Annotated in this window: 16 protein-coding genes; 3 read left to right on the top strand and 13 right to left on the bottom strand. The window is 37.3% G+C overall.

The features are described 5' to 3' along the window. The 6 genes from ctaG to cyoE form a co-directional block, all read right to left on the bottom strand. Positions 1-718: cytochrome c oxidase assembly factor CtaG (gene ctaG / locus AC11ZT_RS12265; RefSeq protein WP_484059868.1), on the bottom strand; the 718-nt coding region annotated here is incomplete at its 3' end. Positions 719-833: 115 nt separating this feature from the next. After that, positions 834-1166 carry a cytochrome c oxidase subunit IVB gene (gene ctaF / locus AC11ZT_RS12260; RefSeq protein ID WP_484059871.1) on the bottom strand — a complete coding sequence of 111 codons (333 nt, stop codon included), beginning with the start codon at positions 1164-1166 and terminating at the stop codon, positions 834-836. Positions 1167-1172: 6 nt separating this feature from the next. Continuing rightward, entirely contained in the window at positions 1173-1796 is a 624-nt protein-coding gene (locus AC11ZT_RS12255) for a cytochrome c oxidase subunit 3 (RefSeq protein WP_484059870.1), read from the bottom strand. After that, on the bottom strand, positions 1796-3655 hold the full coding sequence (ctaD, locus tag AC11ZT_RS12250) for a cytochrome c oxidase subunit I (RefSeq protein WP_484059867.1): 1860 nt from the start codon (positions 3653-3655) through the stop codon (positions 1796-1798). The genes AC11ZT_RS12255 and ctaD overlap by 1 nt, the downstream gene beginning before the upstream one ends. Positions 3656-3684: 29 nt before the next feature. Continuing rightward, positions 3685-4731, bottom strand: a complete 1047-nt coding sequence (coxB, locus tag AC11ZT_RS12245; RefSeq protein ID WP_484059866.1) for a cytochrome c oxidase subunit II — start codon at positions 4729-4731, stop codon at positions 3685-3687. Between the two features lie 155 nt (positions 4732-4886). Further along, positions 4887-5804, bottom strand: coding sequence for a heme o synthase (gene cyoE, locus AC11ZT_RS12240; RefSeq protein ID WP_484059865.1), 918 nt, complete (start codon positions 5802-5804; stop codon positions 4887-4889). A 477-nt stretch (positions 5805-6281) separates the two neighbouring features. Between cyoE and AC11ZT_RS12235 the strand changes: the two genes are divergently transcribed. Then, positions 6282-7178, top strand: coding sequence for a COX15/CtaA family protein (locus AC11ZT_RS12235; RefSeq protein WP_484059864.1), 897 nt, complete (start codon positions 6282-6284; stop codon positions 7176-7178). Between the two features lie 74 nt (positions 7179-7252). Here AC11ZT_RS12235 and pyc read toward each other — a convergent pair whose 3' ends face one another. The 3 genes from pyc to AC11ZT_RS12220 form a co-directional block, all read right to left on the bottom strand. After that, positions 7253-10699, bottom strand: coding sequence for a pyruvate carboxylase (gene pyc / locus AC11ZT_RS12230; protein WP_484059863.1), 3447 nt, complete (start codon positions 10697-10699; stop codon positions 7253-7255). Positions 10700-11148: 449 nt separating this feature from the next. Next, positions 11149-12312, bottom strand: coding sequence for an FtsW/RodA/SpoVE family cell cycle protein (locus AC11ZT_RS12225; protein ID WP_484059862.1), 1164 nt, complete (start codon positions 12310-12312; stop codon positions 11149-11151). 142 nt (positions 12313-12454) lie between these two features. Then, the gene (locus AC11ZT_RS12220) at positions 12455-12739 is read right to left on the bottom strand and encodes an Fpa/YlaN family protein (protein WP_484059861.1); all 285 of its coding nucleotides are present in this window, start codon (positions 12737-12739) and stop codon (positions 12455-12457) included. Between the two features lie 167 nt (positions 12740-12906). On the opposite strand from AC11ZT_RS12220, the gene AC11ZT_RS12215 reads away from it, so the two are divergent. Beyond that, positions 12907-13404 (top strand): peptidyl-prolyl cis-trans isomerase, encoded by a 498-nt coding sequence (locus AC11ZT_RS12215; RefSeq protein WP_484059860.1) that lies wholly within the window; start codon positions 12907-12909, stop codon positions 13402-13404. 82 nt (positions 13405-13486) lie between these two features. Here the strand turns inward: AC11ZT_RS12215 and AC11ZT_RS12210 are convergent, their stop codons facing one another. Together AC11ZT_RS12210 and AC11ZT_RS12205 are read right to left on the bottom strand one after the other, a co-directional pair. After that, on the bottom strand, positions 13487-14815 hold the full coding sequence (locus AC11ZT_RS12210; RefSeq protein ID WP_484059859.1) for a PhoH family protein: 1329 nt from the start codon (positions 14813-14815) through the stop codon (positions 13487-13489). Positions 14816-15020: 205 nt separating this feature from the next. Beyond that, complete coding sequence (locus tag AC11ZT_RS12205; RefSeq protein ID WP_484059858.1) at positions 15021-15476, bottom strand: pyridoxamine 5'-phosphate oxidase family protein; 456 nt, start codon at positions 15474-15476, stop codon at positions 15021-15023. A 179-nt stretch (positions 15477-15655) separates the two neighbouring features. Between AC11ZT_RS12205 and AC11ZT_RS12200 the strand changes: the two genes are divergently transcribed. Continuing rightward, complete coding sequence (locus tag AC11ZT_RS12200) at positions 15656-15856, top strand: YlaI family protein (RefSeq protein WP_484059869.1); 201 nt, start codon at positions 15656-15658, stop codon at positions 15854-15856. 44 nt (positions 15857-15900) lie between these two features. Here AC11ZT_RS12200 and AC11ZT_RS12195 read toward each other — a convergent pair whose 3' ends face one another. Together AC11ZT_RS12195 and AC11ZT_RS12190 are read right to left on the bottom strand one after the other, a co-directional pair. Next, a complete protein-coding gene (locus AC11ZT_RS12195; RefSeq protein ID WP_484059857.1) occupies positions 15901-16182 on the bottom strand; it encodes a hypothetical protein in 282 nt (93 codons plus the stop codon). A 2-nt stretch (positions 16183-16184) separates the two neighbouring features. Continuing rightward, on the bottom strand, positions 16185-16493 hold a 309-nt coding region (locus AC11ZT_RS12190; RefSeq protein WP_484059856.1), incomplete at its 5' end, for a YlaH-like family protein.

Below are 16493 nucleotides of genomic sequence, written 5' to 3'. Positions count from 1 at the left end.
GTCCAGAGATACCGAGGGTCGATAATGTTTCAAATGGAACGCATAGATCCATCGCTTGCATCCAAGCTTGCGGCAGAGCATAGGTTGCATATAAGGGACCACTTGCAAAAATGATAAGTGCGCATGCCGGGGTTAATAAAATACCATTTGCAAACATATATGCAATTTTTTTTAAATCACTAAGTAGCTGGTATGCCGGAAGTGGATTTAATATTGGCCACCACATCATAAGAGAAGTAAAAAATAATATGCACAATGAGAGACTATGTAGCAATTGACTTTGCTTTATCATATCAAATAGAAACGGTACGTGATAAATGGAAAAAAGGCCATTAAATAAAAAAAGAGATACTAGTGGATTCATACGTCTTAGTAGACTAGCTGGAATCTTATGTGAAACAACTATTTGTAACAACCAAATTGGTAAACCTAACAGCAAAAGAGGTGGTACAATTAGCAACGTAACTGCCATTTCTAGCATGTGAACACTAAATAGAATATGACCAATCACATCTACCGGGCTGCCTAAAGCCACGTACAATAGAAGAATTCCAATTGTAAAGGAAAACTTCTGCACGGAACTGACACGCTCGCTCTCTACAAATCTACTTCGCATTGGCCCCATTATAATATAATACAATACTAAAATACCCAGTAGAAAAATACCAAATAGTGGACTCCATAACGCCTGAAATCCAAAAATAGCAATTTCTTTCATTCACTCACTCTCCTTTACCATCATTTGTTTTATGATTGATAAAGCAATCTGCAACTATTAAAAGAAGCTATTCAAAACGGCCCATCACTTAGACTTTATATGGGCCGTCGCATGACTATATCCAAATAATTGTAACAAAAGCCAATACAGTAAGTAAGCCAACAAACAAGCCTGAATACAAAAACAGAGACGCCATCTGATGTCCTCTATGACTCATATGCATGAAAAAATAAAGTTGAAATAAGACTTGCACGATAGCAAGTAGAAGAATGAATGGAACTGAAAATAATGTAGGAAATAAGGACGGGTAGGCTATTGCAAAGAAGGAGGCAATCGTTAAAAATAGCATGAGGATAAACGTTATACTAACACGTTTCAACTCCTCTTTCTTTCTTTTCTTACGATACCCATTTGTGTTCGTTTGACTTTTATTTGATTCATTTACCATGTTCATTTATCCCACCAATCCCATTAAATATACAACGGTGAAAATAAATACCCAAACTACATCAATAAAATGCCAATATAATGAAGCTATATAATACTTCGGGGCATTATACAAGGTTAAACCCCGCCTTGCATTTCGAAGCACTAATGTTGTAATCCAAAGAAGACCAACTAACACATGTAAGCCATGCGTGCCGACTAGTGTGTAGAAGGCTGAACCAAATGCACTACTCTTCATCGTAAAGGAAAAAGAATGGACATAATGATTGAATTCATATATTTCAAGACTTAAGAAACCACCGCCAAGAAGAAGAGTAATCACGAACCAGATCTGCATGCTAACAAATTGAAAGTTTCTCATATGGTAAATCGCATATACACTTGTTAGGCTGCTCGTAAGAAGCAACATCGTTGCCGCAAAAACAAGCGGTAGTTCAAATATCTCCTTCGAAGCCGGTCCACCGTTTGTTGCATGTCTAAGGGCTAGAAAGGTGGAGAAAAGAGCGGCAAATAAAACCGTCTCTCCTCCTAAAAATAGCCAAAAACCTAAAAATTTATTTTTTCCTTCCAAAGTTGCCTTTTCAGGCTCAGCTGGAAAGGTTTGCGCTGTCAATTTTCCCTCCACGTTCATCACCCAATCCCCTCCTCCTGCTTCTCCAATTCTTTTTTCGGAATATGATAACCAAAATCATCTCGGATCGAGCGAAGCAACATACTGCCAAACGTTATGGCTAAACCGCTAAATGCTACAAATACATAAGGAAAGTTGCTACCTCCTTGCATATAGAGAGCCCCAAATGCAGCTACAAACAATCCAAATGAAATGAAAAATGGAAGAATCGACGAGTTAGGCATATGAATATCACCAATTGGCTCTGCAGGAGTAAGTTCATTACGCCCCTCCATTTTTTCAATCCATAATGCATCTAACCCACGTACGAATGGAAGCTGTTTAAAATTATAATGCGGCGTTGGTACAGGTAAAGCCCATTCCAATGTACGTCCATCTTTCCATACATCCTGAGTTACTTGTTTTCGAGAAACAGTTGTTTGTACAATATTAACTACGAGAATCAGTGTACCTACTCCCATAAAAGCTGCGCCGATGGTACTAATAAAATTCCCTGTTTCTAATCCTTGACCAGGTAAATAGGTAAAGTAACGTCTTGGCATCCCAATTAGCCCTAAAAAATGTTGAATAAAAAAAGTAAGATGAAACCCTGTGAAAAATAGCCAAAACGTAATTTTACCTAGGCGCTCACTTAGCATTTTTCCAAACATCAGTGGCCACCAATAATGGACCCCGGCTAAAATTCCAAATACCACACCCCCTACAATCACATAATGAAAATGCGCAACTACAAAATAGGTATCATGAAATTGGTAATCTGCCGGAGCCGAAGCAAGCATAATCCCTGTTACTCCCCCCATAACAAAAGAGGGAATAAAGGCAACCGCATACAGCATTGGAACGGTAAAGGTAAGAGATCCACCCCACATCGTAAATAGCCAATTAAAGATTTTAATTCCTGTTGGAACAGCAATAGCCATCGTAGCGATAGAAAAAATTGCATTTGCAACCGGTCCAAGCCCCGTTGTAAACATATGATGAACCCACACCATAAATCCTAAAAATCCTATTAAAATAGTCGCAAACACCATTGTAGAATAACCGAACAATCGTTTCTTTGAAAAAGTCGCAAATACTTCAGAAAATATACCGAATGCAGGAAGTATAAGAATATATACTTCTGGATGACCAAAAATCCAAAACAAATGCTCCCATATAATTGTGTTGCCACCAAGAGCAGGAATAAAGAAGGCTGTACCGAAGAGACGATCGAGCATTAGTAAGGCTAATCCTACGGTTAGAGGAGGAAAGGCAAATAAAATAAGCGCTGATGCAACAAATGTGGTCCATGTAAATAATGGCATACGCATATACGTCATTCCAGGAGCTCGCATATTGATAATCGTGACGAGAAAATTAATGCCCGCAATGAGCGATCCAATTCCGGATATTTGTAAACCTAATATATAAAAATCTACACCATGATTTTTAGCAGATAATACTAAGGAAGCATATGCGGTCCATCCAGCATTCGGAGCCCCTCCTAAAAACCAGCTTGCATTTAGAAATAATCCCCCAAAAAAGAAGAGCCAAAACCCTAATGCATTTAAAAAAGGAAAGGCAACGTCACGAGCACCAATTTGAAGCGGAACTACCGCATTCATCATCGCAAACAATAGCGGCATTGCTGCTAAAAAAATCATCGTCGTTCCATGCATGGTCAACATTTGATCATAGGCATCTCCAACGAGAAATGTATTGTTTGGGAATAATAATTGATAACGAATCATCGCGGCTTCCATGCCGCCAACAAGAAAGAAAAACCCGCCAGCAAGTAAGTAAAGAACAGCAATTTTTTTATGGTCTACCGTTGTCATGTAATCCCATAGAACATTTGGTTTCTTTGCAGTTACACTCACCTTTTTGCCCCCTTTGCTCATATCACCTATCATTTCACTTTTAAGCTCTGTAAATAGGCTGTTAAGGCATCTACTTGTTGGTCATTCAATGTTCCATATTTACCAGCCATCGCATTTCCCGGTTTTACCTTAGCAGGGTCCTTTAGCCAGTCTTTAATATTTTCAGCATTATTGTCCAAAACACCAGCTACCATATCTCGATCTCCAAAGTTTGCGAGATTAGGAGCTAAACGTGCTGCTGGAGGTCTATTATCATTTGCATCCACAGCATGACAAGACGCACAGCTTTTTTGAAAAATCTGTTGTCCCTCCTCTGCTAAGGCTGTTTGTGGCTGTTTCTTCCCATCTTGCTGTTTCATAGTTGCAAGCCAATTTTTAAATTCGCTTTCATCTACTGCTTTCACTTTAAATTGCATAAGTGCATGGGACGGACCACAAAATTCTGTGCAAAACCCATTGTAGGTTCCGGCTTGGTCTGCTTGTATCCACATTTTATTTGTATTATCGGGATTATTATCCATTTTTCCTGCGAGAGATGGAACCCAGAAGGAGTGTTTGATGTCAGCGCCTTTTAAATTTAAGTACACTTTTTTTCCTGTAGGAATGACTAAATCTTGCGAGGTTATGATTTTATCAGATGTATATGCGAATTCCCACCAGTAGAGTCTAGCTGTAACATCAATGATAAGCGTATCCGCATTTGGTTGTTTTAATTCTGCTGGTCTCACATCAGCAAGCTTGAACGTATATGTAACGGTTGGGATGGCTAAAACAATAAGGAGGAGAATAGGTAGGATGGTCCAGATTAATTCTAATTTATTATTACCTTCCACTTGCTTAGGTATAACATGTTCTGCACCTTTTTTTCGACGAAAACGAATAAGTACATAAATAAAAATGGTAGTAACTACAAGAACAACTCCTACCATAATTACACTTGATAAAAGCAATAAGTCATACTGCATTTTTGCAGCTTCACCTTTTGGTAATAACGTAGATTGAAAGTCTTTACCACATGCACTTAGCAGTAAAGTCAAAACGGAAATGAACGAAAGCAGCCGTAACTGTTTCTTCATCCAGGCAACCCCACCTTTTAAAATAAATTTTTACTTTTCTAACTCATTAAAAATGAGTTAAGTTCAACACCTTTCAATAGGGATCTATCATTCCCTACTGAAAGGTGCTGAACTTCAATAAAGTAGAAAGTTAAGCAAGGTGTGAACAGTAAATGTTAAAAGAGGGTAACGACTAGCATACTAATAAATAGGATCGTTAAATAATTTAATGAGTACACAAACATTTGAATCGACCACTTAATATCATCTTTCATACGGAACCCGTAGATACCGAGTGCAAGCCAACCGACATTTAGAACGGTTCCAATTATCATAAATACAGTTCCTAGTTCATGCATATAAAAAGGAAGTGGTAACAAACAAGTAATCCATATAATAATTTGACGTTTTGTCATTTCAAAACCATGTACAACTGGTAACATTGGAATACCAGCCTTACGATATTCTTCTACTCGCTTCATAGCCAGTGCTAAAAAGTGAGGGATTTGCCAAATAAACATAAGTAAAAACAGCATCCAAGCCATATAGCCTAAGTTAGAATCTACAGCCGCCCATCCAATTAATGGCGGAACTGCTCCAGATACACTACCAATCACTGTATTAAGTGTGTACGTACGCTTCGTCCAAAGTGAATACAAAACAACGTACGTAAATGTTCCTATAAAACCTATAAGTGCTGCCATAGGTGTTGCCAATAATAAAGATGTAAAGCCTAGTAGCAACAAAATAGATCCAAATGAAATCACGAAGCTACCTTTAAATTTTCCCGTTACAGTCGGACGATTTTTCGTACGTTCCATAAGTGGATCAATATCTCGATCAATATAATTATTCAACGTACAAGAACCTGCAATAATTAAAGCAGATCCTAGCATAGTAAAAATCATTTTTCCCCAGTTATCACTAAAACTTAACCCATTAAAATGCAGTGCTAACCAAAATCCTGTAAATGTTGTTAAAGAATTAGAATTTACGATTCCCATCTTCATTAAAGCAAACAAATCCTGCTTTAATGTCGTTTGGGGCATAGCATTTGTTGACTGCTCGTGCAGTTGACTCGATACTTGCTCCATGTTATGAGCCCCCTTCATAATGTTTCTATATTTGTAAACGCTTTCCCTGTTTCTTTTTTTATAAAATATAATTACAGTGATTATGTTGTTTTCTAATTTCATATAACTAGTTCTCACTAGATTATATTAAATCATATTTCTTGAATGAAATGTGAATGAAAGTTGAACATTTTGTGTCCATTCAAAACAACATTTCCCATCCCTCTATAATTATATCTTAAATTCACTATTAATATTAAACCATTTGGTCAAATTTATCACGTATTTACTATGAATAGCATAAAAAAGAGTAATTTTCTTTTCTATTCTCCTTTTTAGTCGATTTATCGTACATTTCAATATACTTTTTACATTTATATTCTTCTTTGCTATTTTATAAATTTTTATATATTATAGGCTTTGTAAGAATTTTTTTCTATTGAATAAGCTTTATTATTTAATGATATGTTGTATTACGCAAGGAAAGTAGGTGTACGAGTGCGACGATTTTTAAAAATTTTAGCCGTTATTACGAGCTTGGATCTTCTACTTGTGTTAGTGGGAGGGTCATTAGTAACAAAAACAGGATCTGGTCTTGGATGTGGACGATCTTGGCCACTATGTAATGGTCAAATTATCCCTACCCCTTTAACAATGGACACCGTTATAGAACTAAGTCATAGGATTGTGTCTGGCTCAGCAAGTATTTTAGTGCTTTTACTATGCATTTTGTCTTGGACCATGATTGGACATGTTCGAGAAACAAAACCATTAGCTATTCTTTCGTTTCTGTTTCTCATTGCGCAAGCTCTATTAGGTGCGGCAGCAGTTGTTTGGGGCCAATCAGCAATGGTACTTGCACTCCATTTCGGGATTTCTTTAATTTCTTTTGCATCTGTTGTGTTATTAACTTTACTTATTTTTGAAGTAGACAAAAAATTTGATGCCCATTCACTTGTGCTGGATAAAAAAATAAAGTTTCATATTTATTTCGTCACCATATATAGCTACATAGTTGTTTATACAGGTGCCTTAGTCCGTCACGAGCGTGCGACATTAGCTTGCCCAAATTTCCCATTTTGCAGTAATGCAAGTCCTTTCCCTACCCAAATGCAAGAATGGGTACAAATGGGACATAGATTTGCGGCATTATTAATTTTCATTTGGATTTTTTATGCTTTACTTCTTTCTATTCGTGAATACAAGCAACAACGCATTATTTACCTTGGATGGAGTACTGCTTTCATTCTTGTAAGTTTACAAGCACTATTGGGTATACTTATTATTTATTCAAACGGAGCGCTAGTCATTACATTACTTCACAATTTAGTAATTGCTTGTTTGTTTGCTGTATTATGTTATTTATGTTTGCTAGCAACGAGAAGTAAATCTTAATAAGAACAGACAGAAGCAGCGCGGCTTACCGCGCTGCTTCTGTCATTAAACCTAGTACCTATTCCGTCTCTTCTTTATTTATCCAATTCAAGCAATAAATCTCCTGTTTGAATAGCATCCCCATCTTTCACATAGAGTTCTTTTACAAACCCAGTAAAAGGTGCTTGGACGGTTGTTTCCATTTTCATTGCTTCTGTAATAGCAAGCGTATCCCCGCGTTTCACTTGATCCCCTTGTTTCACAAGAACTTTAATAATCGTTCCTGGCATAGTTGCGTTAATATGATTTGGATTTTCACGATTTCCTTTTGCTCGGCTAAGCGCTGTTATTTTAACACTCTCATCTTTCACAATTACTTCACGTGGTTGTCCATTTAATTCAAAGTATAGAACACGAGTACCATTAGGCTGTGATTCACCAATCGATAATAACTTAACAATTAGTGTCTTTCCGCGTTCAATTTCTACTTCAATTTCTTCTCCCAGACGCATACCATGAATGAAGGTAAGTGTATCCAAGACAGAGACATTCGCAAACTTTTCATGGATTCTTTCATAATCTAAAAATACCTTTGGATATAAGGCATAAGAAATCATATCAAACATCGTCACTGGACGATCTAATTTATGATATAGTGTTTCACGAATTTCTTTAAAATCAGCTGGAGGTAATAGTACTCCTGGCCGAACTGTAATCGGATTTTTCCCTTTTAATATAATACGCTGCAATTCCTTTGGAAAACCACCGTACGGTTGTCCGAGATAGCCTTCAAATAATTCCACAACTGAATCCGGAAAATCCAATGTCTCACCGCGTTCATAAATATCATCTTCTGTTAAATCATTTTGTACCATAAATAAAGCCATGTCACCAACTACTTTAGACGATGGCGTTACCTTTACAATATCGCCAAACATATCATTTACACGTCGATACATAATCTTTACTTCATCAAAACGGTCACCTAATCCCACTGCTTTTGCTTGCTGCTGAAGATTACTATATTGGCCACCAGGCATTTCATGCATATAAACCTCAGTGTGCGGTGCATTCATACCACTTTCAAAATGCGAATAATATTTTCTAATATCTTCCCAGTAATGAGAAAGCTGCTCTAAAGCATGTATATCAACATTAGCACGACGTTCATTTCCTTCTAGAGCATAGTATAACGTGCTAGCACTAGGTTGAGATGTATGACCAGCCATAGAAGTTACAGCGACGTCAACTATATCCACGCCCGCTTCAATTGCTTTCGTTAATGTATAAATGCCATTACCACTCGTATCATGTGTATGCAAATGAATAGGAATCGACACAGTATCTTTTAATGCTGAAATAAGGTCATAAGCTGCATTTGGTTTGAGTAGACCCGCCATATCTTTAATTGCTAGTATATGTGCACCAGCTGCTTCTAGTTCTTTTGCTAAGTTTCGATAGTAAGCTAAATCATATTTTGTTCTAGAGAAGTCATGAATATCCCCCGTATAACAAATTGCTGCTTCTGCAAGCTTTCCACTTTCTCGTACTGCATCAATTGCAACGCGCATACCTTCTACCCAGTTTAAACTATCAAAAATACGAAATACATCTATTCCCGCTTGCGCTGAGCTTTGAACAAATTTCTGAATGACATTGTCTGGATAATTTTTATAGCCAACAGCATTCGAAGCACGTAAGAGCATTTGAAATAAAACATTTGGCATACGTTCTCGTAATTGCAACAAACGTTCCCATGGATCTTCCTTCAAGAAACGATATGACACATCAAATGTAGCACCGCCCCACATCTCAACAGAAAATAAATTAGGAAGTAAATGAGCCGTTGGTTTTGCAATCTGATTTAAATCTTTTGTACGTACACGCGTGGCAAGAAGAGATTGATGAGCATCCCGAAACGTAGTATCCGTGAGCAATACTTGTTTCTGCTCCTTCACCCAGTTCACTAAACCATCTGCACCGCGTTCATCTAGAATTTGCTTCGTTCCGGATGGAATTGAATCGGTTTCTTTTATAACCGGAATACGAGGTTCAGAATAGATTGGTTTTTCTATTTTCCCTATTCCTGGAAACCCATTTACAGTAATAGAACCTATATAAGAAAGCATTTTCGTACCACGGTCTTTCCGCTTTGGAAAAACAAACAGTTCCGGCGTTGAATCAATGAAGGAAGTATCATACTCACCCGATAAAAAGGCAGGGTGTTTCACCACATTTTCCAAAAACGGAATATTAGTTTTGATACCGCGAATACGAAATTCCTTTAAATTACGAACCATTTTTGATGCAGCTTGTTCAAACGTCAATGCCCACGTAGTTACTTTTACGAGCAATGAATCATAATACGGTGTAATAACGGCTCCTTGAAAGCTGTTACCTGTATCTAATCGAACGCCAAATCCACCACTGGAACGATAGGCCATAATTTTCCCAGTATCCGGCATAAAATTATTAAGAGGATCTTCAGTCGTCACACGAGATTGAATTGCATATCCGTGCGTTACAATGTCCTCTTGCTTCGGAATAGCCACTTTATCATCAAATAAGGAGTACCCCTCTGCAATTAGTAGTTGTGACTGAACGATATCAACACCTGTTATCATTTCTGTAATTGTATGTTCAACTTGTACACGTGGATTTACTTCTATAAAGTAAAATTGATCATCTTTCACAAGAAATTCAACTGTACCAGCATTTAAATAGTTTACGCTTTTGCATAGATGAACAGCTGCTGCGCAAATACGGTTACGTAGTTCTTTATCAAGCGATATGCTCGGAGCGACTTCTACAACCTTCTGATGACGACGTTGCACAGAACAATCTCGTTCATATAAATGAACCGTATTCCCTTGCTCATCGGCAAGAATTTGCACTTCGATATGTTTCGGAAGTTCTACAAATTTTTCAACATATACTTCATCACTACCAAAAGCAGCAAGCGCCTCTGATTTTGCTCGGTCATAGGCTTCCTTTACACCGGACTCACTACGTACAATCCGCATACCTCTTCCGCCGCCTCCAAGTGCAGCTTTAATGATAATGGGATAACCATAATTACTTCCAAACAATTCTACCTCTTCAAAACTATTAACTGGTCCATCACTACCTGGTATAACAGGTATGCCAGCACGCAAGGCTTCGGTTCTTGCTTTTACTTTATCCCCGAACATATTTAAATGTTCACTTTTCGGCCCGATAAAGATAATTCCTTCTTCTTCGCAGCGTTTCGCAAAATTAATATTTTCTGATAAAAAGCCATAACCTGGATGGATTGCATCAACATTGTTGCTTTTCGCAATTTCAATGATTCCTTCAATATCGAGATAGGCATCAATCGGTTTTTTACCCTCGCCAACTATGTACGCTTCATCTGCCTTATAGCGATGGTACGAACCTGAATCTTCCTTTGAATAAATCGCTACTGTACCTAATCCTAATTCTGTACAAGCACGAAATACACGGATTGCAATTTCGCCGCGATTTGCCACTAAAACCTTTTGAATGCGTTGCAGCCTGTTCATCATAATCCCCCTCTACTTCCATTGCGCGGACATATTTTTGTGTTAAAACTACCTTGTCATTCTGAAAATGAAAGATTTTTAGTAATCCTTACTCATTTTTTTGAAAATGATAGGGTTCCTGTAATAATACCTCATTTTTCTGAAAATGATAAGCATTCTGTATTATCTGTTACACAAATGTAGTATAGCACACACTCTAAAAAGGCAACAATCATTTTGTATAACACATTAATATAAATGTAACATACTATTCATTTGAAAACCTACTAATTTTCTCTTCAATATTACCTACCTTATTCAAATTAAACAGCACGATGCAATAGACGAAAGTAAAAGGAGATCTTTAGCTTATTTTAAAACTAGTCCTCTTTTATTTATTAGGCTATTATTCATTATCACCAAAAAAAAAATAAGCAAACGGAGTTTACTTCATTCCGTTTGCTTATTTTTCATTTCACAACGCTTAATTGAGGCTTTTGGGAGGCTGCTACTTGCTCTTCCTTAATTCTTGCAGATACATTAAGCAGAAGCCCTACAGCTGCCATATTAACGAGCAAGGAACTTCCACCGTAGCTTATAAAGGGTACTGGTACCCCAGTTAGGGGAAGCAGCCCAGTAATCCCACCAATATTTACTATTACCTGAAATCCAATCATACTCCCTACCCCTATGGCAACCAGTGTAGAAAATGGATCTCGACATTTTCTAGCTAACAGGAATGCACGGAGTACGATCGTAGCTAAGGCGATCAAGATTACTGCAACACCAAAAAAACCAAGTTCTTCAGAAATAACTGCCATGATAAAATCAGTATGTGGTTCCGGCAAATAACCTGTTTTTTGAATACTGTTTCCAAGTCCTACTCCTGAAAAGCCACCCGAATAGATAGCAACTAAAGATTGAATGAGTTGAAAACCGTTTTTTTGTGGATCAGCAAATGGATTTAAAACTGTCTCAATTCGGGCCATCTGCACTTTAGACAATTTTTGAGTAATGACAAAATACAATAATGGTAGCCATATAACGGATGTGATAGCAACTCGTTTAATAAGTATTGAGAAACGAATACCTGAGCATAGTGCAATAGATAAGATCACACTTAAAATAAGTAAAACCATTCCTAAATCTGGCTGCTTATATATCAGAAATAATACAAGAATAAGAAATAGGCCTATTCCGCCTACTCCACGAACAATGGAATGATTCGTATCATATTTTCGTGCAAAAAACCTTGCTAGAACTAATATAACAGTTAATTTAGCAAATTCAGCAGGCTGCATTCCGAATATCCAGGATTGCGCATTGTTAACAACAACCCCCTTCCAAAGTACTAAGATCAGGAGGGCAATCGTTATACTCATTAGGAACCAAGAAAATGCTCTTTTTTTCCAAACAGAAATGGGCACGACATACATAGCAATGAGTGCAAAAAATCCAATTGCCATCGAACGTAACTGTAGGAAAAAGAAATGATTAATTGCAAATTGCTGCTTACTATACTGAGTCATAACTAGTATTGAGCTTGCACTATACACCATGATTGCTCCAATGGCACATAGAATAATAAGTGGAAGCATTAATGAATAATCCAATGACTTCCATGCTTTTTTCATAGATAATCCTCTTCCTCTTAAATGTAGTTGTTGTTATATTCCATTTAGCTTACAATACTTCCTGCTGGTAAGATAAGAAAAGAAAATGATACGCATAAAAAGGCTCAAACCGTAAGAAGTTTGAGCCCTCTATTTGAACCCGTTATTGTTTTTTCGTGTACGCATCATGCAAGGCAGATAATTCACGTTCTAGTTCATCGAGAATCTCCTTGCCATTTGGTTCTTCAATTAATCCGAGTCGAACAGCAAAATCAACTTCACGAGACAAACCAAACATTTGCGTGTCCAGCACTTCTTCATACAATGGGCATTGTGGCATAGTTAAATGATCCATTTGAACTTTAATTAATTTTAAAATCTTACTTGCATCAGCTTTAAGAAGGGCAAGAGCCTTTTCCTGATGATCCATCACTATCTCAGACGTCAAATCGATTCCCTCCGTTTCCGTCCAACTATCCATCCTATCTTTTAATATTAAAGACAGTCTTTGTAAATTGCAATAAAAATATTTTAAACAATCAGTTCGAGTGACAACGCTCTTCTTCTTCATTATACTGAAGTGTGGGTATATAAAACAAATGGAGGGGACTCAAAATGGACGATATTTTATTTATAAACGGAAAAGTAGATTACATGATTACACTCGATCCTAGTGTTTGGATTTTTGATGACCGAAAAGTGGACTTGAATACATATTTCCAAGAAGAGAAACAAGAAAAGGATGAGTTAGAAGACTATAAAAAGGCGGCATCCGCTCACTGGGATCGTGAAATTACAGAAGGGGCTATTTATCCTCCGGTAAATAAAAGTATTTCTCAGTTTGAAAAACAAAAGATTATTACAGGAACATTCGGAATACCTCTTCGACCATTTTTAACGAATGCAGTTCTGCATACTGATGCAACCGCTGTTTTACTTAAAACCGATAAAGAAACAATAACTCTTACAATTGAGCAAGCCAAGGCAGCAATCTTGGGTTTCTCAAAGGATGGAAAGCCTTTAAAGGAAGACGGTCCTGCCCATTTCTATTACGGTGACGGAAGCAATGTAGAACATCCTATTACAAAAATAAAAGAGTTCACAGTTATATAAGTAGCACTAAAAAGGAAAGCCACAAATGGCTTTCCTTTTATCATATAACGAAACAAATTAGGCTGCACATCTTTACGAAAACCTAGAGTAAATCCGCAGCTAACTGTGCTAGATTAGATCGTTCTCCTTTTACAAATTTAACATGACCACTAATTCTCTGTTCTTTAAATTTCTCTACCACATACGTTAATCCGTTGTTATATTCATCCAAATACGGATGATCAATTTGCTGCGGGTCGCCCATTAATACAATTTTACTTTTTTCCCCTACACGAGTTAATATTGTTTTTACTTCGTGCTTTGTTAAATTTTGCGCTTCGTCGATAATAATAAATTGTTCTGGAATACTACGACCCCGAATATACGTTAATGCTTCTACTTCAATTGAACCCATTCCTGCCAAGATCGCATCTAGCTCTCCTGGTTTTTTTGTATTAAACAAATATTCAAGATTATCAAAAATAGGCTGCATCCACGGACGAAGCTTCTCTTCCTTTTCGCCTGGCAAATAGCCAATGTCCTTCCCAACTGGAACGATGGGGCGAGCCACAAGTAGTTTCTTATACAGTCCCAAATCTTCCGTTTGCATTAATCCTGCAGCCAAGGCCAATAATGTTTTTCCTGTCCCTGCTTTTCCAATGAGCGTTACGAGTGGAATATCTTCACGGAGTAACAACTCCATCCCCATCGTTTGTTGGACGTTTCGAGAGCGAACACCCCATATTTGTTCATTTTGAAAAACAAGTTTTTTTATTTTCTTTCCTGTTGCATCTACCACACCTACAGCAGAACCAGACCCACCCAGATCGTCCTTCATAAGGACAAATTGATTGGGATAGAATAGTTGCTCCGAGATGACAGATGTCATTAATTGTCCCGTTTCATAAAATACATTCAACACTGCTTTTGGTATGTACTGTTCAATAAGTCCTGTATATATATTGTCTACTTCTATCACACGATCACTCAAATAGTCTTCTGCCTGCAGTCCGAGTGCGTCCGCTTTCACTCGAACTAATACATCCTTGCTTACTAAAATAACAGGTTTCCCATTTTGCTTCGCCTGCTCTTCTAACGATAAATTTTTCGCCACTGCTAAAATTCTATTGTCATTCGTTTTTTCCACAAATATTTCTTGTAATTGCACGAAAGAACGATGATTCAGCTCAATTCGGAAAGTTCCTCCATTTTCTAGCTGAATTCGTTCATGCAGTTTTCCTTTTTCACGAAATTTATCAATAAGCTTCGAAACATAGCGAGCGTTTCGACCAACTTCATCCATGTAACGTTTCTTTGAGTCCACTTCCTCTAACACAACAGCAGGTATTACCACTTCATTATCTTGAAAAGAATAAATAGATAATGGATCCTGCAATAGGACATTTGTATCGAGAACATAGATTTTACTCAATCTGTTACCCCCTACTCCACCTTAGTGAACAAGGGTTTCATCCGCTAAGGACGAACCGCTGTTATAGATAATATGTTCGGCTTACGTGAGATAGAATGAATTTGTAAGGAAACTTACTTTACGAATAAAAATAAAGCCACCTCACTCCAAACGGAGACTTTTTATTCGAGGTAGCCCTAAAACTTATTCGTTATAAATATGTACTCTAAAATTCTTTTATTGCCGTTAATACTTGGCTATCTAATTTTTCTGCAGCACGCAAATCATACGTTTTTTCATACTTAGGCTCCACAGAAAGCTTTGAACCGTAAAACATAACATCTCTAACTTCTTCAATAGAAACTTCAATAAGAGCTAGTTTTAATGGAACGCCTTCCATTTGGTCTGCAACAATAGTTGCCGTCCCGTTAATCGAGAACACAGATTCAGATGCCATAACATTTAACACAACGGATGAATGATGACGGATATTTTCTGCAATGCGTGATCGTTTGTCAACAGCGAAACGAATAGTAGTAGGATCCATACTGTAAACCCAAGAAATTGCACTTACGTTTGGAATCCCTTTCTCAAAATCGATTGTTGCGATGGTAACAATACGTTCCTGTCTAAGAGCTTCCAATAAGCTATCACTTAATGTTGATTCGACTACATTTGCCATGTTTAACACCTCCAGCTATTATTTTACAACAACCAGACATTGAATATCTAATAAATACATTTATTTATTTTCCCAGTGGAAATCATGTTATACTTTATTCAGAGTTTTTCACACACCGCTCCATTGACGTTTGCTCCTACATTTGTAAACGTCTTATCATATAATTTTGAGGTGACATGATGAAAGTGAAATGCGTACTATGTGACGAGATACATCAGCTAAATGATGATACGTTAGAGGCGAAACGTTTGCGAAACCGTCCGATTCATACATACATGTGTCCGAGCTGCTATAAGCGAATTTCAGAACGAACCAATAATCGTATTGCTACTGGTAAGTTCCGTTTGTACCGGGATAAAGCCGTAGAAGAGGAATGGTAATTGCTTACTCCTATAAAAAAGCCCTTATCTTTTTAGGTAAGGGTTCAGTAATTAGGAAACTTCTCAGGTTCACGAATCATTTGATCTAAAAAGCAATCAATAAGTTCCAGTGGAAAACGAGTCGATTTTGTTTCGTTATCCTTAGTATATGTTACAAAATACATATCTTCACGTTTTTCGACTACTACATCGGTAATCCCATGTTCATCACGCAGCATGTCTGCAAACAATTCATACGTCTCCATAGCTGCCTGGTCATCAGGTCGTGCTTCTGCCACCACTTTAATCGTTAACCAATTATAAATAGAATCTTGAACGGAACTCATTATTATCTCCTTTGTATTGTTTCTTGTTTTTTAAATTGATGAAGACGAATTTTATATGCGCTAAGAACAACAATAGCTACCACTAACCCTTCGCCTACAGGTAAAAATACTGCAAAGAATGTTAAAATAGAACAGCCTAGCACAAGTATGAAATAAATAACTATATTTTGCAAGACATTCAATTTACGCGCAAAGCCTAGACGATACACAAAGATACATAACAAGCTAATCGTTCCATACAACAGCCACATTCCACTTACAGGATGATCTTGTACATCATACATTCTCGCAAATAATGTCATACTCTCCAG

Source organism: Ectobacillus sp. (assembly GCF_056992975.1).
Note: the sequence above shows the minus strand (reverse complement) of the source record. Positions and strands in the feature narration are given on the sequence as shown.

What these genes read in the sequence shown, in the direction of transcription:
- cyoE (WP_484059865.1), bottom strand. Translation starts at nt 5,804, where the DNA reads ATGGAGCAAGTATCGAGTCAACTGCACGAGCAGTCAACAAATGCTATG.
- AC11ZT_RS12205 (WP_484059858.1), bottom strand. Translation starts at nt 15,476, where the DNA reads ATGGCAAATGTAGTCGAATCAACATTAAGTGATAGCTTATTGGAAGCT.
- AC11ZT_RS12200 (WP_484059869.1), top strand. Translation starts at nt 15,656, where the DNA reads ATGAAAGTGAAATGCGTACTATGTGACGAGATACATCAGCTAAATGAT.
- AC11ZT_RS12255 (WP_484059870.1), bottom strand. Translation starts at nt 1,796, where the DNA reads ATGAACGTGGAGGGAAAATTGACAGCGCAAACCTTTCCAGCTGAGCCT.
- pyc (WP_484059863.1), bottom strand. Translation starts at nt 10,699, where the DNA reads ATGAACAGGCTGCAACGCATTCAAAAGGTTTTAGTGGCAAATCGCGGC.
- ctaF (WP_484059871.1), bottom strand. Translation starts at nt 1,166, where the DNA reads ATGGTAAATGAATCAAATAAAAGTCAAACGAACACAAATGGGTATCGT.
- coxB (WP_484059866.1), bottom strand. Translation starts at nt 4,731, where the DNA reads ATGAAGAAACAGTTACGGCTGCTTTCGTTCATTTCCGTTTTGACTTTA.
- AC11ZT_RS12225 (WP_484059862.1), bottom strand. Translation starts at nt 12,312, where the DNA reads ATGAAAAAAGCATGGAAGTCATTGGATTATTCATTAATGCTTCCACTT.
- AC11ZT_RS12215 (WP_484059860.1), top strand. Translation starts at nt 12,907, where the DNA reads ATGGACGATATTTTATTTATAAACGGAAAAGTAGATTACATGATTACA.
- AC11ZT_RS12195 (WP_484059857.1), bottom strand. Translation starts at nt 16,182, where the DNA reads ATGAGTTCCGTTCAAGATTCTATTTATAATTGGTTAACGATTAAAGTG.